The organism is Stenotrophomonas sp. GD04024 (genome assembly GCF_029837545.1).
Taxonomy (GTDB): domain Bacteria; phylum Pseudomonadota; class Gammaproteobacteria; order Xanthomonadales; family Xanthomonadaceae; genus Stenotrophomonas; species Stenotrophomonas forensis.
Genome location: NZ_JAOEDV010000050.1, coordinates 1 through 19963 on the forward strand (window position 1 = coordinate 1; position 19963 = coordinate 19963).

Sequence of the window (19963 nt, forward strand, 5' to 3'; positions counted from 1 at the left end):
TGTGCGCAGGAAAATGCATTGGCCGGAATGCACCGGTAGATCCACGCCACATGTGGAGTGCTGCCGACCATGGTTGGCGGCTACCGATGAGATGGTCCGTGCGGGGTACCTCGTGGTGGCTGTCGGTAGACCCACGCCATGCGTGGCTGTGTGACGTGGGCCTGCGCAATGCGCATGCCGTGGTTGCCGGCCAGCGGCCGGTACTACCGATGGATCGATGCCGTCCTGCGACACCCATCGAACGGGCCCTTCCCGTGATCCGTCACGCAGAGCACTTAAAAAAAAGACGGCGCCCTGCGGGCGCCGTCTCCAATCGATCCGGTTGCACGTTCCTATCAGGCGACCAGAGCGACCTCGCGCGCTTCCTGCTGGCGGAACACCGAGACCGCCTCAGTCAGCGTTCCCGCCTGCGACCGCAGTTCACGCGCGGCAGCAGTGGCTTCCTCCACCAGTGCCGCGTTCTGCTGCGTGGCCTGGTCCATCTGCACCACGGTCTGGTTGATCTGCTCGATGCCGATCGACTGTTCCTGCGAAGCGGCTGAGATCTCGCGCATCAGGTGGCTGACGCTCTCGACACCACCGACGATGCCCTGCATGCGCTGGCCAGCATCGGCCACCAGCTGCGCACCTTCACCCACCTGGCGGCCGGCTTCGTCGATCAGTTTCTTGATTTCCTGCGCAGCTGCGGCGGAACGCTGGGCCAGCACGCGCACCTCGCTGGCCACCACCGCGAATCCGCGGCCCTGCTCGCCGGCCCGCGCAGCTTCCACCGCTGCGTTCAATGCCAGGATGTTGGTCTGGAACGCGATGCCATCGATGACGCCGGTGATATCGCCGATCCGCTTCGACGCGCCCTCGATCGCCTGCATGGTGTCGACCACCCGCTGCATGGCGGTGTTGCCGTCACTGGCGGCATTCTGCGTGGAGGCGGCCAGCTCACTGGCCTGGCGGGCATGGGCCGCGTTCTGGCGAACGGTGGCAGTCAGTTCCTCCATGGATGCTGCAGTTTCCTGCAGGTGCGCGGCCTGGCGCTCACTGCGTTCGGACAGCGCGCCATTGCCGGCGGCGATCTCGCTGGCGGCGGTGCTGATCGAGATGGAGCACTGCTGGATGCGGCCGACCATGCGCGCCAGTTGCCCGGCGGTGGCGTTGGCATCACGCTGGATCGCGGCGAAGGCGCCTTGGTATTCGCCGTGCATGCGCCGGTCCAGATCGCCATTGGCCAGCGCAGAAAGCATCTGTCGCACTTCGTCGACGGTGCTGCCCAGCGTATCGAGCAGTTGGTTGATGCCACCGGTGAGCCCCTCCAGGAAGCTGGCACCTTCGCCCGCTTGCAGACGCTGGTCGAGATCGCCTGCTGCGGCCGCGGCAACAATGTCGGCGACTGCGTTCTCAAGCGACAGTTCGTGCGTACGGTCATGCCACTCCACGGCGAAACCGAGGCGCACGCCCTGTGCATCGAACACCGGCGTGACCACCTGGGCGAAATGCACCGGGCCGATCTGCACCTTGCCGTTGTGCGTGACCTGCAGGCCATTGAGGATCGCGCGGATGCGGTCCGGATTGGCGTGGAAACGATGGATGCTGCTACCAACGAGGCGTTCGGCGTCGAAGTCGGGGAAGGCCTGGCGCAGCGTCGTTTGCTGGTTGCGCAGCAGGGCCACCACCGAACGGTTCACGTAGCGGATCACGTGGTCGTTGTCGGCAATCATCATCGCGGTGCGCGAGGCGTCCAGGGCCTGGCGGATCTGCGCGTTCTCGGCATGCGCTTCAGCCTCGCGCCCGCGCTGGGCCTGCACGTGGCGGGCGGTATCGGCCAGCGCATGGGCCAGCGAGCCCGGTGCAAAGGCCGCGGTATCCGCATGCGCGCCCAGATCCGCACCGGTGGCGATATCGCGGGCCAATGCTGCGAGGCGGCGTGGGCCGTGGCCGAGCGCCTCGGTCTGCTGGCGCAGGCGCAACGCGACCTGGCCGAGGAACAGGGTCAGGCCGGCAAACAGCGTTGCCTGCAGCAGCGTTGGCCCGGCCGCGGCACCTTCCAGCAGCGGCTGCAGCAGCGCGAGCGTGCCAACGCCACCGGCCAGCCATACCGGCAGGCGATCACGGTGGCTGAGCAGCACGCCCAGCAGTACCGCGATCGGCAATGCCGGCGACAGGCCGACCATCGCGCACAGCAATGCCAGTTGCAGCGACAACAGCAACGCCAGGCCATTGCGCGCGAGGCTGTGACCCGCCTGTGGGCCGGCCAGCCAGATGGCCGGCAGCACGGCGGCCGCAGCCAACGCGGCACCCGGCACGTGGGGCCCACGCAGGGCCAGAACCAGGCCAGCCACGGCCAGCGCCGCGCTGCCGATCAGCAGTCGGCGATCAGCACGGCGGGCGAGCTGCTGCAGATGCGGCAGCCGGGCGGTATCGGGGGGGCGGGAGGATGCAGCGGACATCGGCGACTCCTGGATCAACAGACGGCAGCGGCCACGCCGCGACGCACGCATGAGCGCGTGGCCTGGGCGTGGACCGGGAATTCGGGGAATGCGACGTCATCAACGCCGCGGAGACAGCGCGCCGTGACCCCATCCTGTGGGTGACGGTGCAGTAGAGCGGGCATGCGGACTTCCTTGCAGAACCAGACATACGCCGCAGGCCCGACCGGGCCCGCGTGCTGCGGACGCAGGGGCCCGCAACTGATGTATCGGCCGCAAACGCGCGGAGTGAAGCGCGCGGAGGCGCGGACTCAGTCGGCGTTGTCGTTGCTGAAGAAGTGCAGGATCACGTCGGCAACCTGTGCCGGGTCTTCCATGTGCAGGTGATGGTTGCCGGGAAACACTGCCAGTCGTCCATCGCACAGGTGCCGCAGGCGATCGCTGCGCATGGGCTCGGGGTAATAGGACTGCGCTGGCGTGGCGTAGATCACCTGCGTGGGGCAGGCGATGGCCTGCAGCAGATTGTCGATCTGGCCTTCGCTGAGGCGGATCGCGGTGGGCAGCATCAGCCGTGGATCGCTGCACCAGCGATAGCCGCCTTCGACCGGTTCCACGCCACGTTCGACCAGCAGTCGTGCGCAGCCTTCGCTGAGCTGGTTGGTCATCATCCGTGCGCGGATCGGCGCAGCCAGGTCGGGGAACACGCGTAGCTGCTTGCGTGCGAGCGCACGCGTGGCATTCACATGCTCGCGCAGGCGATGCGCGGTTTCTTCCTCCGGCCCGCGCAGGCCGCCGAGTGCTTCGATCGCCACCAGCCGTTCGATGCGGTCGCTGACCGAGGCGGTGAGGCTGGCGATGCCCGCACCCATCGAATGGCCGAGCAGGCTGAAACGGTCCCAGCCCAGTGCATCGGCCACATCAAGCACGTGGCAGATCGCGGCGGGCGTGGTGTAGCTGGCACCGGCCGGAAGATGGGCGCTGTGGCCATGGCCGGGCAGGTCGATGGCGACCAGCTGCAGCGAGGACAGGTGCGGGGCCAGTGGCACGAAGCTGGCGGCGTTGTCGAGCCAGCCGTGCAGGGCCAGCACGCGCGGACCCTCGCCGTGGTTGCGCAGGCCGGCGACGCGTGCGCCACCGACCTCGAGTTCAAACGGATGCAGGCTCATGCCAGCGAGGCCACGGCCAGCCGCGCCAGGGCGCGTGCATGCTCCGGTTCGGCGTTGAGGCAGGGGATGTAGCGCATCGTCGCGCCGCGTTCGGCCAGCGTTTCGGTAAAGCCCATTGCCACTTCCTCCAGCGTTTCCAGGCAGTCGGTGGCGAAGCCGGGGCAGACCACGTCGATCTGCCTGACCCCGGATTCGGCCAGCGCCCACAGGCTGGGCTCGGCGTACGGCTGCAGCCAGCGCTCGCGGCCGAAGCGCGATTGATAGCCCATCTGCCATTCGTCCCTGCCCAGGCCCAGCGCGTTGGCAATGGCCTGGGCGCTGGCCTCGCACCGCTGCGGATACGGATCGCCGCCATCGGCCAGGCGTTGCGGGATGCCGTGGAAGGAGAACATCAGCTTCTGGCCACGTCCGTGCTGTTCCCAGTAACGCTGGATGGAACCGGCAACGGCCTCGACCCAGCCCGGGTCGACCGAATAGTCGCGCACCAGGCTGACCGTCACGCCGGGGTTGCGGCGCTGCCAGGCATCGACGCGGTCTTCGACCGAGGCGGTGGTGGTGGTCGAGTACTGCGGATACAGCGGCAGCACCACGATGCGACGTGCGCCTTCGGCGGCCAGGCGGTCGAGCTCGCCAGCCAGCGCCGGTTCACCGTAGCGCATCGCATGGCGAACCCGGAGCGTCGGCAGCAGTGCCTGCATGGCCTGCGCCAGTTGGCGCGTATGCACCATCAACGGAGATCCGTCGGGCAGCCAGACCTGGGCGTACTTGGCCGCCGAACGGCTGCTGCGCAGCGGCAGGATCAGCCCGCGCAGCAGTGGCTGCCACAGCAGTGCCGGAATCGAGACCACGCGGGGGTCGGACAGGAATTCAGCCAGGTAACGGCGTACGGCGGGGGCCGTCGGCGTCTCGGGCGTGCCTAGGTTGACCGCCAGCACGGCGGTATCGGGTGCGTCGAGCATGGGATGTATTGTCGCCGATCCGGTGCCGCGCCGGCATGCAGGGTTCGGATCGCAGGCATAGCGGGCATCTATATGAGCAGGCAACGCTCATTGGCGATTCATGGCAACACTACTAATTTCAGTCACTTGCTATATCTTCCTATGGACTGACTTCTGGAGCCTGCCATGCGTCGCCCGATCCAAGCCCTGCTGATCGCCGCCAGTCTGCTGTCCAGCCAGGCCATGGCCGGACCGCAGGAAGACCAGCGCGCCCGCAACGCCGTGCGTGTGCTGGCCGAAATCCAGGGAATCCCTGAACAGGGCATTCCAGACAAATTGCTGGACGAAGGCCGCGCGGTCATCGTCATTCCCGACACGATCAAGGCCGGCCTGGTCATCGGTGGTCGTCGCGGCCATGGCCTGATGTCGGTGCGCATGGCCAATGGCGCCTGGTCCAACCCGGTGTTCGTCAAGCTCACCGGCGGCAGCATCGGCTTCCAGGCCGGCGTGCAGTCCTCGGACGTGGTGCTGGTGTTCCGCAACGACCGCAGCCTGGACAACCTGGTCAACGGCAAGTTCACGCTGGGCGCCGATGCCGGCGTTGCCGCCGGCCCGGTCGGTCGCAATGCCGCCGCCGCCACCGATGGCCAGCTGAAGGCCGAAATCTGGTCGTGGTCGCGTGCCCGTGGCTTGTTCGCCGGCGTCGCCCTGGACGGTGCGGTGCTGCAGATCGACGATGCCGCCAATCTGGACGCCTACGGCAGCAACACCACGCCGCGCATGATCTTCGAAGGTCGCGCCGGTGGTTCGCCGTCGATGGATGTGGTCGCCTTCCGCGATCGCCTGGAAGAGGCCACCTACGCCGCGCGCAACAACCGCAACGGCAACGGCGGCAATGCGCCGCGTCCGGCAGCCGCCCCGGCGGTCGCCCCGGCGCCTGTTCAGGCAGCGCCGGCCCCGGCAGAGGCCACCACTGCGCCGCTGCAGAACGTGCCGCAGACCCCGCCGCCGCAGCAGCAGGGCTTCCAGCCGGTCAACGACGGCGAGATCCGCACGGAAACGCTGGGCGGAAACTGACTTTCGTCACGCGCGCCGGCTAACAGCCGGTGCGCTATGCTCGACAGCCTGATCACTAACGTAACGAGCGTCTTTATGGGCAGTTTCAGCATCTGGCATTGGTTGGTCGTGCTGGCCATCGTCCTGCTGGTGTTCGGCACCAAGCGCCTGACCAGTGGCGCCAAGGACCTCGGTTCGGCGGTCAAGGAATTCAAGAAGGGCATGCGCGACGAGGACAAGCCGAACGCGCAGCTGGGCGACGAGTCGCGCAGCCAGGACGCCTCGCGCACCGCGCAGGACGAGCACGACCGTAACGCTCGCTGATCCGGAGCGGTTGCGGTGTTTGATATCGGCTTCAGCGAACTGCTGGTGATTGCGGTGGTCGCCCTGGTGGTGCTCGGTCCCGAGCGCCTGCCCAAGGCGGCCCGCTTCGCCGGCCTGTGGGTGCGTCGTGCCCGCAATCAGTGGGATTCGGTGAAACAGGAGCTGGAGCGCGAACTGCAGGCCGAGGAGATCAAGCGGCAGATGCAGGACGTGCGCCAGGGCATGCAGGACACCGAAAACCAGCTGCGCGCCAGCGGCGAAGCGATCCGTCGCGAAGCCCAGCAGGCGCAGCAGCAGGGCGACGATCTGGCGCAGCAAGTACGCGCGCCGGCGCCGGCCGACCTGCCGCCGCACCTGGGCGAGCCGGTTGCCGCGGACCCGGCACCGGCACAGGACGTCGCTGCGGTAGCGCCCAGCACCGCCACGGCCAGTGAAACCAATGCGACGCCGCCGGCGCAGAACACGGAGCGCCCCTCATGAGTGAGCAGGATTTCGGCGAAAGCTCGCTGGTTGAACATCTGGTGGAACTGCGCGGCCGCCTGGTGCGCGCATTGCTGGGCCTGGGCGTGGCGCTGCTGGCGCTGCTGCCCTTCACCCAGAAGCTGTACAACGCGCTGGCCGAACCGCTGGTCTCGCAGCTGCCGAACGGGCAGACGATGATTGCGACCAATCCGGCCGGTGCCTTCTTCGCGCCGTTGAAGCTGACCTTCTTCGTCGCCCTGTTCGTGGCGGTGCCGTGGCTGCTGTACCAGCTGTGGGCGTTCGTTGCCCCGGGCCTGTACGCGCGCGAAAAGCGCCTGGCGGTACCGCTGCTGGTGTCGTCGGTGGTGCTGTTCTACACCGGCTGTGCGTTCGCTTACTTCCTGGTGCTGCCGGCGGTGTTCCACTTCCTCACCACCTTCAGCCCGGACGTAATTGCGATCACCCCGGATGCGAACGCCTACCTGGACTTCGTGCTGGCGATCTTCTTTGCCTTCGGCGGCAGTTTCGAACTGCCGGTGGCGATGGTGATCCTGGTGCTGCTGGGCTGGGTGACGCCGCAGCAGTTCAAGGAAGGCCGCGGTTACGCGATCGTCGGCATCTTCGTGGTGGCCGCCGTGCTGACCCCGCCGGACGTGGTCTCGCAGCTGATGCTGGCCATCCCGATGTGCCTGCTCTACGAGCTGGGCATCCACGCCGCACGCTGGCTGGTGCCGTCGTCGGTAGTGAAGAAACCCGCCGCCTGAAAGAAAAAAGGGGACGGAGGGGATTAAGTCGTTAAAGGCACAAACGACTTAATCCCCTCCGTCCCCTTTTTCCGTCAGGCGTGGAAGATGTCGCTGGAGGTCGGGGTGGTCGGGATCGGCGGTGCGGCGCGGCTGCCGCGGTGCACGAACATCTGCTTCCACGCGGCATAGACCGCGCCGACGTACAGCGGCATCAGTACCGTGGTCAGTACCAGCTGGGCGATGAAGGCCGCGGCCAGCGGGCCGCCGATCAGCATCGCGATCTGGATCACGATCACGAACAGGATGTACATGCAGAACGCGGCGATCAGGCCGAGCACGGCGAACACGATCATCGCGCCGATGTTCTCGATGCAGCCCTGCAGGCTCAGGCGCAGCGCATGCATGCCGCTCTGCTTGTCGAACACCACCAGCGCCGGCTGGGTGAACATCGCCAGCGACAGCGCGACCGCACTCAGGAACACCAGCAGCATCCACAGCGCGATGCGCTTGGCCGGCAGGTTGGCGACCAGCGCGGCGGCATCGTCCGGCTTGATCTGCTGACCACTGCGGCTGATTTCTTCCATCTTGGTCATGACCTCGCTGAAGGCGGTGAAGCCTTCGCGGCCGATCATCATGAACAGCAGCGCGCCCAGCAGCAGCACCGCCAGCACCTGGATCGCCAGCGGCACCAGCAGGTGGCTGACGCGGTGGTCGCGGATCGGCTGCAGCAGGTGCGAGGCCAGGCCCGGGCGGCCTTCGTCGATCTCGCCCACGGCATACAGCATGCCGCCGAACATGATTGGCGAAATGGCCAGGGTCATCAGCTGCACGGCCATGCCGGCAGCGCCGGGAATCAGCGTCGACAGCAGGGTCACCACCCAGCTCACCAGCAGCCAGGTCAGGCCGATCCGGGCCAGCTGCAGCGGCGCACGCCGGTACAGGGAGAACGTATCCAGCAACCACTGGGCGCCCGCCGAAGCCGGCAGCTTGCGAATCTCTTTCATGGACATCCGGGAAGGGACAGGAGGGGCCGGGCGGCTGCCCGTGGCGCCGATTATCCCTGTTTTGCCGCCGGCTGGGCTGAAGACAGCCGCGCCTGGCGGACGAAGCGGCGCAACAGCTGGCGGGCCAGCGGTGCGGCGCTGACCGCGCGCTCGATGCTGCGGGCACAGCCGCCGTGGCGGCCGATGCAGTCGGCGCGGGCACGCACGTAGCCACGCATGTGGTGGGTGGCGAATTCCGGATGGAACTGCACGCCCCATGCCTGGCGCCCCCAGCGGAAGGCGTGGCAGCCATCCAGCGGCGAACGCGCCAGCACTTCGGCACCGTCCGGTGCGCGCAGGACGGTCTGCAGGTGGGTGGCGTGGGCGGCGAAATGCTGTGGCAACCCCTGGAACAGCGGGTCCTGCGCGGCCTGTGGCTGCAGTTCCAGCTCGATCGTGCCGGACTCGCGGCCCGCTGGGTTGTAGGCCACCTCGCCCCCGAGCGCGTGCGCCAGCAGCTGATGGCCGTAGCAGATGCCGAACACCGGCAAGTCGTCGTGGGCGGCCTGCCGCAGCCAGGCGGCGCTGCGCTCGCTCCACTCGGCATGGTCGGTGACGAAGGCGGCCGAGCCGGTCACCAGCACGCCGGCGAAGCCGTGCGGATCGGGCAGGGCGCCACCGTGTTCGACATCGACCACCACTGTCTCGTGTTCTTCCAGCCCGGCGGCGACGCGGATCCAGTGCGGGAAACGCCCGTAGCGGCGCAGTGACGGCACCGGGCGGCCGGTTTCAAGGATCAGGAACGGAGCTGGGTTCATCCGGGGGCGGCAGCACTGACAGGACTTCCTCGATTGTAGTCAGCCCCTGCGCCACCTTTTCAAGCCCGGCCTGGCGCAGGGTTCGCAGCCCTTCAGCCCGCGCGGCGCGGGTGAAACCGGCCAGGTCCATGTCGGCGCGGATCTGCCCGCGCAGCCGCGAGCCCAATGGCAGCAGCTCATACAGGCCGATGCGGCCGAGAAATCCGGTGCGCCGGCACTCCAGGCAACCGACCGGCCGACAGGGCGTGGCGGCATCTGGATATGCAGCATGGCTATCAGCCAGCACCGCCCAGTCGGCCGCGCCAAGGCTGTGCGGCTGCTTGCAGTGCGGGCACAGGGTGCGCACCAGGCGTTGGGCGAGGATGCCGTTGAGGGTGCTGGCCAGCAGGTAATGCGGCACGCCCAGGTCGAGCAGGCGGGTGACCGCCGAGGGCGCATCGTTGGTGTGCAGCGTGGATAGCACCAGGTGGCCGGTCAGCGAGGCCTGCACCGCCATCTGCGCGGTTTCCAGGTCGCGGATCTCGCCGATCATGATGATGTCCGGGTCCTGCCGCAGCAGGGTGCGCACGCCACTGGCGAAGTCCAGGTCGATGTTGGTCTGCACCTGCATCTGGTTGAACTCGGGCGCGATCATCTCGATCGGGTCTTCCACCGTGCACACGTTCACGTCCGGTGTGGCCAGCCGCTTCAGCGTGGAATACAGGGTGGTGGTCTTGCCCGAGCCGGTCGGGCCGGTGACCAGCACGATGCCGTGCGGGCGCTCGACCAGTGCATTCCAGCCGGCGGCCTCCTGCGGGCTGAAACCGAGCTGGTCGATGCTCTTGAACGCGGCATCCGGGTCGAAGATGCGCATCACGCACTTCTCGCCGAAGGCGGTGGGCATGGTCGACAGGCGCATCTCGACCTCGCGGCCGCCCGGCGAGCGGGTCTTGATGCGACCATCCTGCGGGCGCCGGCGCTCGGCCAGGTCCATGCGGCCCAGCACCTTGATGCGGCTGACCACGGCGGTCATCACCGCCGGCGGCACCTCGAACACCTTGTGCAGCACGCCGTCGATGCGGAAGCGCATGCGTCCCATCTCGCGGCGCGGCTCCAGGTGGATGTCCGAGGCGCGCTGCTCGTAGGCGTACTGCAGCAGCCAGTCGACGATGTGCACGATGTGCTGGTCGTCGGCGTTGACGTCGCCGGCACGGCCCAGCTCGACCAGCTGTTCGAAGCTGGGCAGGGTGGTGCTGGCCTCACCGCGCGCATCGCCACGGGCGCCACGCACCGAGCGGGTCACCCCGTAGAACTCCATGGTGTAGCGGTGCAGGTCCAGCGGGTTGACCACCGCCAGCTCGATGCGGCGCCGGGTCAGGTGCTGCAGGTCGCGGCGCCATTCCTGCACCAGCGGCTCGCTGGTGGCCACCAGCACGCGCTCGGCATCCACCGCCAGCGGCAGGAAGCGGTGGCGGCGGGCATAGGCATGCGACACCAGGGCCGTGACCGCGGCGACGTCGACCCGGGTCGGGTCGATGCGCAGGTAGCGGCAGCCGGTACGCTGCGCCAGCCATTCGCTGAGGCGTTCCAGGGTCAGTTCGCCGCCGCCGTTGGCCGCCAGCTTGAGGTTGGACAACAGCACCAGCGGATGCACTTCGCTGGCGTTGCGCGCGCCCTGCGCGGAGAACCGCATGCGCTCGCGGTCCTGCTCGGCCACCAGGCCATCGGCGATCAGCGCCGCGGCGATCTGCTCGAAATGCAGGCGGCCCCAGGGCAGCGGAACGCCGCCCGCCTCGCCGGGCGTGCCCACCGGCAGCCGATGTTCCATCTGCCTGCTCCTCCCGGGTACGGAATGCCCCGCAGGTCGGCCGTTATACTAGCGCACCCCCCTTGCCGGCCAAGAATCGTCCGCATGTCCGCGACCCCGACCGTTCCGATCACCTTCCAGGGCCTGATCCAGACCCTGAACCAGTTCTGGGCCCAGCAGGGCTGCGTGCTCATCCAGCCGCTCGACCTGGAGGTGGGCGCCGGTACCTTCCACCCGGCCACCTTCCTGCGTGCGATCGGTCCGGAAGGCTGGAACGCGGCCTACGTGCAGCCCTCGCGCCGCCCGACCGACGGCCGCTACGGCGAGAACCCGAACCGCCTGCAGCGCTACTACCAGTACCAGGTGGCGATGAAGCCGGCACCGGACAACATCCAGCAGCTGTACCTGGATTCGCTGAAGGCGCTGGGCATCGATCCGCTGGTGCACGACCTGCGCTTCGTCGAGGACAACTGGGAATCGCCGACGCTGGGTGCCTGGGGCCTGGGCTGGGAAGTCTGGCTCAACGGCATGGAAGTGACCCAGTTCACCTACTTCCAGCAGGCCGGTGGCCTCGAATGCCGACCGGTGCTGGGCGAGATCACCTATGGTCTCGAACGCCTGTGCATGTACCTGCAGAACTGCGACAACGTCTACGACCTGGTCTGGACCTACGGCCCGGACGGCCAGCCGGTGACCTACGGTGACGTCTACCACCAGAACGAGGTGGAGCAGAGCACCTACAACTTCGAATATGCCGACGTGGACGAACTGTTCCACCGCTTCGACGCCTGCGAGCGCGAAGCGCAGAAGCTGGTGGAAGTGAACCTGCCGCTGCCGGCCTACGAGCAGGTGATGAAGGCCAGCCACACCTTCAACCTGCTCGATGCGCGCCGCGCGATCAGCGTGACCGAACGCCAGCGCTACATCCTGCGCGTGCGCGCGCTGGCCCAGGCGGTGGCCAAGGCGTACTACGAGCAGCGCGAGAAGCTGGGCTTCCCAGGCGTGAAGAAGGCCTGACGGCCCTCCCGCACCGACCCGCTTTTCATCAACTACCCGGGGCGCCGGACGCGTCGCGCGCTGCGCCCCCACCACAGGATTGAAACGATGAGCCAACTGTCCCCCCTGCTGATCGAACTGGGCACCGAGGAGCTGCCGGTCAAGGCGCTGCCGGGCCTGGCCCAGGCCTTCTTCGATGGCGTTGTCGACGGCCTGCGCAAGCGCGGCGTCGCACTGGAACTGGGCGACGCCCGCCCGTTGTCGACCCCGCGCCGGTTGGCCGTGCTGCTGCCGGGCGTCGGCCTGGAACAGCCGGAACAGCACAGCGAAGTGCTGGGCCCGTACCTGAACATCGCGCTGGACGCCGAAGGCCAGCCGACCAAGGCCCTGCAGGGATTCGCCGCCAAGGCCGGGATCGACTGGACCGCGCTGGAGAAGACCACCGACAACAAGGGTGAGCGCTTCGTGCACCGCGCGGTGACGCCGGGCGCGAGCACCGCCAGCCTGCTGCCGGAGATCCTGCGCGAGGCGATCGCGGCGATGCCGATTCCCAAGCCGATGCGCTGGGGCGACCACGCCTGGGGCTTTGCGCGCCCGGCGCACTGGCTGGTGCTGCTGCACGGTGGCAACGTGGTCGAGGCCGAACTGTTCGGCCTGCAGGCTGGCCGTGTCAGCCGTGGCCATCGTTTCCACCACGACCAGGCGGTGTCGCTGGCGCAGCCGCAGGATTACGTGGAGGCCCTGCGCGCCGCGTTCGTGCTGGTCGACCCGAGCGAGCGTCGCGCGCGCATCGTCGCCGAGGTCGAGGCCGCTGCGGCCAAGGCCGGCGGCAGCGCCCGCATCACCGAGGACAACCTGGAGCAGGTGGTGAACCTGGTTGAGTGGCCGTCGGCGGTGCTGTGCAGCTTCGAGCCCGCGTTCCTGGCGGTGCCGCAGGAAGCGCTGATCGAGACGATGGAGATCAACCAGAAGTTCTTCCCGGTGCTGGATGACAGCGGCACGCTGACCGAGAAGTTCATCGGCATTGCCAACATCGAATCGAAGGACGTGGCCGAAGTGGCCAAGGGCTACGAGCGCGTGATCCGCCCGCGCTTCGCCGATGCCAAGTTCTTCTTCGACGAAGACCTGAAGCAGGGCCTGGCGTCGATGGGCGAGGGCCTGAAGACGGTGACCTACCAGGCCAAGCTGGGCAGCGTGGCCGACAAGGTCGCCCGCGTGGCCGCCCTGGCCGAGGTGATCGCGCCGCAGGTTGGCGCCGACGCTGCGCAGGCACGGCGTGCCGCCGAACTGGCGAAGAACGACCTGCAATCGCGCATGGTCAACGAATTCCCGGAACTGCAGGGCATCGCCGGCCGCCACTACGCCGTGGCCGGTGGCGAATCGGCCGAGGTCGCGCTGGCCATCGACGAGGCCTACCAGCCGCGCTTCGGTGGCGATGACATCGCGCTGTCGGCGCTGGGCAAGGTGCTGGCGATTGCTGAACGCGTGGACACGCTGGCCGGTGGTTTCGCCGCGGGCCTGAAGCCGACCGGCAACAAGGACCCGTTCGCCCTGCGCCGCAATGCGCTGGGCCTGGCCCGCACGATCATCGAGAGCGGCTTCGAGCTGGACCTGCGCGCGCTGCTGGCCAGCGCCAACGCCGGCCTGGCCGCGCGCAACGTGCAGGCCGACGTCGGCGAGCTGTACGACTTCATCCTCGACCGCCTGAAGGGCTACTACGCCGACAAGGGCGTGCCGGCCACGCATTTCAATGCGGTGGCCGAGCTGAAGCCGGCCTCGCTTTACGACTTCGACCGCCGCCTGGATGCGATCGGCACCTTTGCTGCGCTGCCGGAAGCCGAGGCGCTGGCCGCGGCCAACAAGCGCATCCGCAACATCCTGCGCAAGGCCGAGGGCGACATTCCGGCCCAGATCGACACGGCGCTGCTGCAGGAAGACGCCGAGCGCGCGCTGGCTGAAGCCGTCACCGCGGCCATCGACGACACCGGCGCCAGCCTGCAGCACAAGGACTACGTGGCCGTGCTGGCCCGCCTGGCCCGGCTGCGCCCGCAGGTCGACGCCTTCTTCGATGGCGTGATGGTCAATGCGGAAGATCCGGCGCTGCGTGGCAACCGCCTGGCGCTGCTGACGATGCTGGGCGAGCGCCTGGGCAAGGTCGCGGCGATCGAGCATCTGTCGAGCTGATGCCGGTATCGGTAGTGCCGGCCGCTGGCCGGCATTGCCACCGCGCATCGGATCGATCTGTGGTTGCCGGCCAGCGGCCGGCACTACCGGATCACCGCCGGCGGATGTCCATCGGGGTCATTGCCGGCATCGCGCACGATGCCGGCTTCCTCATCGGCATTCACGATGATCGCCACAAAGGCGCGTATTTTGACCGCCACTTAACAACCGATCCCGAATGACGTGATGCATTTCGCATCGTCACCTCCGGTCGGTATGCTGTGCCGCATGCAGCCAAAGAAATACGCCCTGCCGCTGATGGTCCTGTCGTTGGCCGCCACTTCCGTGGCCCACGCGCGCGGCACCATCGACAAGGTGGACATCAAGGGATTGGACAAGGGCGACGACGCCGCAATCATCGAGAACATCCAGGAATCGCTGTCGCTGTACGACACGATCGGCAAGGAGCAGGGCGAGTCGCGCCTGGAGTACCTGTTGTCGCAGGCCGAGCGGCAGACCCGCCAGGCACTGGAACCGTTCGGGTACTACAACCCGGTGATCAAGGTCGAGGCGCCGCGCGTGGACGAGCACGTGCGCGTGCTCATCCATGTCGACAAGGGTGCGCCGGTCACCGTGCGCCGCGAGCACATCGACATCACCGGCCCGGCGATCTACGACCAGTACCTGCAGGACGACCTGGCTGCGTTCAAGCCGCGCAAGGGCCAGCGCTTCGTGCATACCCAGTACGAAGCCAGCAAGATCACCATCACCCGCCGCCTGGCCGAACGTGGCTACTTCGACGCCGACTACACCCAGCGCCAGGTGCAGATCACCCGCGCCGACAATGCTGCAGACATCGACCTGACCTGGGACAGTGGCCGCCGCTACAACATGGGCCCGGTGCGTTTCGAACAGGACTACTTCGTCGACAAGCTGTTCGACCCGCTGGTGTACTGGGACCAGGGCAGCTACTACCACGAGGGCAAGCTGGATCGCCTGCGGCAGTCGTTGACCAAGCTGGACTATTTCAGCGTGATCGACATCCAGCCGCGTCCGGACCAGGCCGACGCGAACGGCGACGTGCCGGTGGACGTGAAGCTGACCCGCGCCAAGCGCACCATCTACACCGCCGGCCTGAGCTACGGCAGCGAGAGCGGCCCGGGTGTGCGCGGTGGCATCGAGCGGCGGTTCCTGAACAACCGCGGCCACAAGATGAACACGCAGCTGGACTATGCGCAGAAGCGCAAGAGCCTGGTCACCAGCTACCGCATCCCGGCGTTCAACTGGCTCGACGGCTGGTACACCTTCGCCGCCAGCGCGTATGACGAACAGACCGATTACATCGACCTGCGCAACTTCAAGCTGATCGCCAGCCGCAGCGGCGAGATCAACGAGCACTGGACCGCGATCGCCTCGGTCAACGCGCTGCGCGAGCGCTGGCGCTACGCCTCCGGCACCGAATTCACCGATGCGGTCTACAACACCTCGACGCTGGTGTACCCGCAGATGGTGGCCGACTACGTCAACGTCGACGACCCGCTGTTCCCGCGCAAGGGCATCAGCGGCACCGCGACGCTACGGACCGGCATCGAGGGCGTCGGTTCGGATACCAGCTTCGTGCAGGCCAATGCCGTGCTGCGCTGGTACATCCCGGTGGGCGAAAGCAACCGCCTGATCCTGCGCGGCGAGGGCGGCACCACCTGGACCAGCGACCTGGTGGCGATGCCACCGAGCCTGCGTTACTTCGCCGGCGGCGACCGCAGCATCCGCGGCTACGCCTACCGCGAGGTCGGCCCGCGTACGCCGGCGCCGGACAAGTACGCACTGGGCGCCAAGAACCTGGTGATCGGCTCGGCCGAGTACGAGCACTACTTCAATGGCGGTCCATGGGGCGCGGCGGTGTTCGTCGATACCGGCAGCGCCTTCGACAACACCATTGATCTGCACACTGGCGTCGGCTTCGGCGTGCGCTGGAAATCGCCGGTCGGCCCGGTACGCATCGACGTGGCGCACGGCCTGAACAACCCGGATTCGCAGTTCCAGCTGTACCTGAACATCGGAGCGGACCTGTGAGCACGCCCGCACCCACGCCGACCCCGAACACGCCGACGCGCGTGCGCTTCTACCGCCGCCGCCGCTTCTGGGCATGGTCCGGCGCCGGCGTGATCGGCCTGGTGCTGCTGGCCCTGCTGGCGGTGTACTGGCTGCTGCAGACCGTGGCCGGCCGCGATGTGCTGCTGGCGCAGGTGGTGGCACGGCTGCCGGTCGGCGCCAGCTTCACCTGGGACAAGGTGGACGGCCCGGTGGCCGGTCCGCTGACCCTGTACAACGTCGACTTCCGCTATGACGACATCCATTTCCACGCCGAGCGCGCGCACCTGGAGCCGGACCTGCGCCCGTTGCTGGGCCGCAAGCTGCTGCTGGACAAGCTGGAACTGACCAACGCGACGTTGAACCTGGCCAAGAGTGACGAGCCGTTCAAGCTGCCGTCGTGGCCGGATTCGCTGCCGCAGATCGAGATGCCGCTGGCGATCCAGGCCGACGCCATTGCCATCGATGGCTTCCGCATCAGCCAGGCCAACGAGCCGGTGATCGACATCAGCCGCGTGCGCGGCGGCATCGAAATCGCCAACGGCGAATTCCAGGCGCACAAGCTGGTCGTGGACAGCGACATGGGCAATTTCACCGCCCAGGGCCGCTACATCCCGGCCAAGGACTACGACACCGACGTGACGGTCACGGCGGTGCTGCCGGCACCGCGTGGGCGCACTGCGGCGACGGTGGGGCTGGTGGCACGCGGCGACCTTGCGCATATGGAGGTGGCGGTGGCCGGGCGTGCACCGAAGCCGCTGCACGCGATGCTGGTGTTCGACGGGCGGACCGACCCGAGCTGGAATGCCAGCATCCGCAGTGACGAACTGGATCTGGCGCTGTTGTCGCCGGCATTGGCCAGCTCGGCGATCGCGCCGCTGGCGCTGGACTTCACCGCTGCCGGCAAGGGCGGCAACGCCAACCTGCGCGGCAAGGTGAAGCAGGGCGACCAGGAACTGGAACTGGCACCGTCGGTGGTGTCGCTGCAGGACCAGGTGCTGAAGGTCTCGCCGCTGCTGGTGAAGGGCCTGGGGGGCGAAGCCCGGCTGGAGGGCACCGCCGATTTCAGCCAGGAAGACCAGCAGAAGCTCAATTTCTCGGTGGTCGCGCGGAACCTGACCTATGTGCCGGCCGCGGACCCGAACACCGCCGGCAGCGCGCCGGTACCGGTGACGCTGAAGGAAGCGCGCTTCGGCCTGGCCGGCACGCTGAAGGCGTGGGCGGCGATTGGCCGCGCCGAGGTCGAACGCGAAAAGCAGAAGGCGCAGCTGCGCTTCGACGTGCGTGGCAATGACCAGGCCGCGTCGATCCACCAGCTGCAGGCGCAGACCCCGGGTGGCCAGCTGCAGGTGGAAGGCCAGGTCGCTTGGGCGCCACAGCTGGACTGGGACGCCAAGGCTGCACTGAAGGACTTCGACCCCGGCTATTTCGTGCCGGGCTGGAATGGCCGACTGTCCGGCAACCTGGCCTCCAAGGGCCGCCAGCTGCCGCCGCCGGCCAATGCCGCACCGGGCACGGCCGGCACGCTGGAAGCGACGGTGGATCTGCCGTCGCTGAAGGGCATCCTGCGCCAGCGCAACCTCGACGCACAGGGCAAGTTCGCGCTGCAGGGCGCCCAGGGCCAGGGCGATCTGAAGCTGGCGCTGGGCAGCAGCCGGGTCACCGCTTCGGGCAAGGTCGGTGATCGTCTCGACATCGATGCACGCTTCGAACCTTTGCAGCTGAGCGATCTGCTGCCGGGCGCCGATGGTGGCCTGCGTGGCCAGGTGCAGGTGAAGGGCCCGCGCGATGCGCCGGACATCACCGCCGACCTGATCGGCAACAACCTCAACTGGGATGGCTACGGCGCCGAGAGCGTAAGCATCAAGGGCCACCTGCCGTGGCGCGGCGACAGCGGCACGCTGGCGGTGCAGGGCCAGCAGGTCAACGCCGGCATGCTGCTGGAACGGCTGAACATCGACGCGCAGGGCAGTGTGTCCAATCTGCGGCTGGCCGCGCAGACCCGCAACGACATGGGCGCGATCGAGCTGCAGGGCAGCGTGCGCCAGCAGGGCGCGCAGTGGCGTGGCGAGCTGGCATCGCTGCGCATCGCACCGGTGAAGGGCGATGCCTGGTCGCTGCGTGCGCCGGCCGCGTTCGCGATCAACGGCAGCACCTACACCCTGTCCGAAGCCTGCCTGGCCGCCGCCAGCAGTGGCGCGCTGTGCGCCCAGGCGAACTGGCCGCGCGAGGGCCTGGTGGTGCGCAGTGATGCGCTGCCGCTGGCGCTGGTGCAGCCATGGCTGCCGCCGCAGTCCGGCCGCCGCATCTACCTGCGCGGCGATGTCAGCCTGGACGCGCAGATCCGCCCGCGCGGCAATGCCTGGGAAGGCCATGTGGAAGTGCGCTCGAAGGAAGGCGGCGTGCGCCTGGGCGAGAACCGCACCACGGTGGGCGATGCGTCCCGTGGCGAGCTGGTGCGCTATGACCAGTTCTCGCTGAAGCTGGACATGACCCCGGCCAGCATCAAGGGCTACCTGGGCATGGGCTTCCAGGGCAACGGCTTCGTCGATGCCAGGATGCAGACCGGCTGGGAAGCCAGCGCGCCGTTGAACGGTGAGCTCTACCTCAACATGTCGCGGCTGTACTGGCTGGAGCTGTTCTCGCCGGACATCGTGCGCCCGACCGGCCTGATCGAAGGCCACGTCAGCCTGCGCGGCACGCGTGGCCAGCCATCGCTGGGCGGTGACGCGCAGCTGAGCAACTTCAAGGGTGAATTCCCGGCGCTGGGCCTGACCTTCGACCAGGGCAAGGGCAGCTTCGTGGCCCAGCCTGATGGCTCGGCCAGGATCACCGCGCAGGCCAATTCCGGCCAGGGCACGCTGTACGTGGATGGCGGCCTGTCGTGGTTCGGTGATGCACAGCCGCTGCAGCTGAAGATCCACGGTGACAACGTGCTGCTGTCCAACACCAGCGAACTGCGCATCGTCGCCAATCCCAACCTCGATTTCACCCTGGCCAAGGCGGCAATGGAGCTGCGTGGAACCGTGCATGTGCCCGAGGCCGATATCGACCTCGAACGCCTGGACCGCGGCACCTCGGTGTCTGAAGACGTGGTGGTGCTCGATCCGGTCGATCCGGAAGAGTCGCGCACCTCGCCACTGGACATGGACCTGACGGTCAGCCTCGGCGACAAGGTGAAGATGACCGGCTTCGGCCTGAAGGGCGCGCTGACCGGCAAGATGCAGGTCTGGGCCAAGCCCGGCCGCGAGATGACCGCCAACGGTGGCCTGGAAGTGAGCGGGCGCTACAAGGCATATGGGCAGGACCTGACCATCACCCGCGGCAACCTGACCTGGAACTACAACGCGGTGTCCGACCCGCGCATCAACATCCGTGCCGAGCGCCGGGTCGGTGATGTCACGGCCGGCATCGACGTCACCGGGCGTGCGCAGCAACCGCGTGCGGACGTGTGGTCCGAGCCGGCGATGTCGCAGTCCGAGGCGCTGGCCTACCTGGTGCTGGGCCGCAGCCTGACCGGCGCCAGCAGCGACCAGACCCAGCAGGTCAACGCGGCCTCGGCGGCACTCTCTGCAGGCAGTGGCCTGCTGGCCTCGCAGCTGGGCGCCAAGCTGGGCCTGGACGATGCCGGCGTGAGCCAGTCGCGCGCGCTGGGTGGCTCGGTGATCGGCGTCGGCAAGTACATCTCGCCCAAGCTGTACGTCGGCTACGGCGTGTCGCTGGTCGGTGCCGGTTCGGTGATCACGCTGAAGTACCTGCTGCGCCGCGGCTTCGACGTGGAAGTGGAATCGAGCACGGTGGAAAACCGTGGGTCGATCAACTGGCGACGGGAGAAATAACGATCTGGTAGTGCCGGCCGCTGGCCGGCAGCTGCACCGTAGCTCCCGGGTTGCGTGGGTTGCCGGCCAGCGGCCGGCATTACCGTGCACGACCGTGCACGCCGACCCAACCATCGGCCGTTGCCCCGGCCGCCCCCAGCGGCTATGGTCCCGGGCTGTTCTGTCGTACCGGATT

At 67.9% G+C, this 19963-nt stretch carries 14 protein-coding genes; 8 read left to right on the forward strand and 6 right to left on the reverse strand.

Annotated elements, in window-relative coordinates:
* Nucleotides 1-335 precede the first annotated feature (335 nt).
* The 3 genes from N7590_RS15170 to hemH form a co-directional block, all read right to left on the reverse strand.
* Nucleotides 336-2441 (reverse strand): methyl-accepting chemotaxis protein, encoded by a 2106-nt coding sequence (locus N7590_RS15170; protein ID WP_279935706.1) that lies wholly within the window; start codon nt 2439-2441, stop codon nt 336-338.
* A gap of 290 nt (nt 2442-2731) precedes the next feature.
* A complete protein-coding gene (locus tag N7590_RS15175; protein WP_164240825.1) occupies nt 2732-3586 on the reverse strand; it encodes an alpha/beta hydrolase in 855 nt (284 codons plus the stop codon).
* Entirely contained in the window at nt 3583-4545 is a 963-nt protein-coding gene (hemH, locus tag N7590_RS15180) for a ferrochelatase (protein ID WP_006477610.1), read from the reverse strand. The genes N7590_RS15175 and hemH overlap by 4 nt, the downstream gene beginning before the upstream one ends.
* Nucleotides 4546-4710: 165 nt before the next feature.
* On the opposite strand from hemH, the gene N7590_RS15185 reads away from it, so the two are divergent.
* The 4 genes from N7590_RS15185 to tatC all read left to right on the forward strand — a co-directional run bounded on the left by N7590_RS15185 (nt 4711) and on the right by tatC (nt 7130).
* Nucleotides 4711-5601, forward strand: coding sequence for a YSC84-related protein (locus N7590_RS15185; protein WP_053451183.1), 891 nt, complete (start codon nt 4711-4713; stop codon nt 5599-5601).
* Nucleotides 5602-5676: 75 nt separating this feature from the next.
* Nucleotides 5677-5904 carry a Sec-independent protein translocase subunit TatA gene (gene tatA / locus N7590_RS15190; RefSeq protein ID WP_005420453.1) on the forward strand — a complete coding sequence of 76 codons (228 nt, stop codon included), beginning with the start codon at nt 5677-5679 and terminating at the stop codon, nt 5902-5904.
* 15 nt (nt 5905-5919) lie between these two features.
* Nucleotides 5920-6384: a Sec-independent protein translocase protein TatB gene (gene tatB / locus N7590_RS15195; protein ID WP_164240824.1), complete on the forward strand. Its 465-nt coding sequence runs from the start codon at nt 5920-5922 to the stop codon at nt 6382-6384.
* Nucleotides 6381-7130, forward strand: coding sequence for a twin-arginine translocase subunit TatC (tatC, locus tag N7590_RS15200; RefSeq protein WP_008267959.1), 750 nt, complete (start codon nt 6381-6383; stop codon nt 7128-7130). Before tatB ends, tatC begins: the two co-directional genes overlap by 4 nt.
* 74 nt (nt 7131-7204) lie before the next feature.
* Here tatC and N7590_RS15205 read toward each other — a convergent pair whose 3' ends face one another.
* Genes N7590_RS15205 through N7590_RS15215 form a run of 3 tightly spaced genes read right to left on the reverse strand, consistent with a single transcriptional unit; the run spans nt 7205 to nt 10720 of the window.
* Nucleotides 7205-8116, reverse strand: a complete 912-nt coding sequence (locus tag N7590_RS15205) for a BPSS1780 family membrane protein (RefSeq protein ID WP_049455838.1) — start codon at nt 8114-8116, stop codon at nt 7205-7207.
* A 50-nt stretch (nt 8117-8166) separates the two neighbouring features.
* Nucleotides 8167-8913: a glutamine amidotransferase gene (locus N7590_RS15210; RefSeq protein ID WP_164240823.1), complete on the reverse strand. Its 747-nt coding sequence runs from the start codon at nt 8911-8913 to the stop codon at nt 8167-8169.
* The gene (locus N7590_RS15215) at nt 8885-10720 is read right to left on the reverse strand and encodes a GspE/PulE family protein (RefSeq protein WP_164240822.1); all 1836 of its coding nucleotides are present in this window, start codon (nt 10718-10720) and stop codon (nt 8885-8887) included. The genes N7590_RS15210 and N7590_RS15215 overlap by 29 nt, the downstream gene beginning before the upstream one ends.
* 84 nt (nt 10721-10804) lie before the next feature.
* Between N7590_RS15215 and glyQ the strand changes: the two genes are divergently transcribed.
* The 4 genes from glyQ to N7590_RS15235 all read left to right on the forward strand — a co-directional run bounded on the left by glyQ (nt 10805) and on the right by N7590_RS15235 (nt 19788).
* A complete protein-coding gene (gene glyQ / locus N7590_RS15220) occupies nt 10805-11716 on the forward strand; it encodes a glycine--tRNA ligase subunit alpha (RefSeq protein WP_053510503.1) in 912 nt (303 codons plus the stop codon).
* An 87-nt stretch (nt 11717-11803) separates the two neighbouring features.
* Nucleotides 11804-13879, forward strand: a complete 2076-nt coding sequence (gene glyS / locus N7590_RS15225) for a glycine--tRNA ligase subunit beta (protein WP_164240821.1) — start codon at nt 11804-11806, stop codon at nt 13877-13879.
* 255 nt (nt 13880-14134) lie between these two features.
* Nucleotides 14135-15931, forward strand: a complete 1797-nt coding sequence (locus N7590_RS15230; protein ID WP_164240829.1) for an autotransporter assembly complex family protein — start codon at nt 14135-14137, stop codon at nt 15929-15931.
* A complete protein-coding gene (locus tag N7590_RS15235; protein ID WP_164240820.1) occupies nt 15928-19788 on the forward strand; it encodes a translocation/assembly module TamB domain-containing protein in 3861 nt (1286 codons plus the stop codon). Before N7590_RS15230 ends, N7590_RS15235 begins: the two co-directional genes overlap by 4 nt.
* Nucleotides 19789-19963 lie beyond the last annotated feature (175 nt).

Bases quoted from the DNA above. Each gene is read 5' to 3' on its own strand.
- N7590_RS15170 (WP_279935706.1), bottom strand. From the start codon at position 2,441: ATGTCCGCTGCATCCTCCCGCCCCCCCGATACCGCCCGGCTGCCGCAT.
- glyQ (WP_053510503.1), top strand. From the start codon at position 10,805: ATGTCCGCGACCCCGACCGTTCCGATCACCTTCCAGGGCCTGATCCAG.
- N7590_RS15230 (WP_164240829.1), top strand. From the start codon at position 14,135: ATGCTGTGCCGCATGCAGCCAAAGAAATACGCCCTGCCGCTGATGGTC.
- tatA (WP_005420453.1), top strand. From the start codon at position 5,677: ATGGGCAGTTTCAGCATCTGGCATTGGTTGGTCGTGCTGGCCATCGTC.
- N7590_RS15175 (WP_164240825.1), bottom strand. From the start codon at position 3,586: ATGAGCCTGCATCCGTTTGAACTCGAGGTCGGTGGCGCACGCGTCGCC.
- N7590_RS15205 (WP_049455838.1), bottom strand. From the start codon at position 8,116: ATGAAAGAGATTCGCAAGCTGCCGGCTTCGGCGGGCGCCCAGTGGTTG.
- tatC (WP_008267959.1), top strand. From the start codon at position 6,381: ATGAGTGAGCAGGATTTCGGCGAAAGCTCGCTGGTTGAACATCTGGTG.
- hemH (WP_006477610.1), bottom strand. From the start codon at position 4,545: ATGCTCGACGCACCCGATACCGCCGTGCTGGCGGTCAACCTAGGCACG.
- N7590_RS15210 (WP_164240823.1), bottom strand. From the start codon at position 8,913: ATGAACCCAGCTCCGTTCCTGATCCTTGAAACCGGCCGCCCGGTGCCG.
- N7590_RS15185 (WP_053451183.1), top strand. From the start codon at position 4,711: ATGCGTCGCCCGATCCAAGCCCTGCTGATCGCCGCCAGTCTGCTGTCC.
- N7590_RS15215 (WP_164240822.1), bottom strand. From the start codon at position 10,720: ATGGAACATCGGCTGCCGGTGGGCACGCCCGGCGAGGCGGGCGGCGTT.
- glyS (WP_164240821.1), top strand. From the start codon at position 11,804: ATGAGCCAACTGTCCCCCCTGCTGATCGAACTGGGCACCGAGGAGCTG.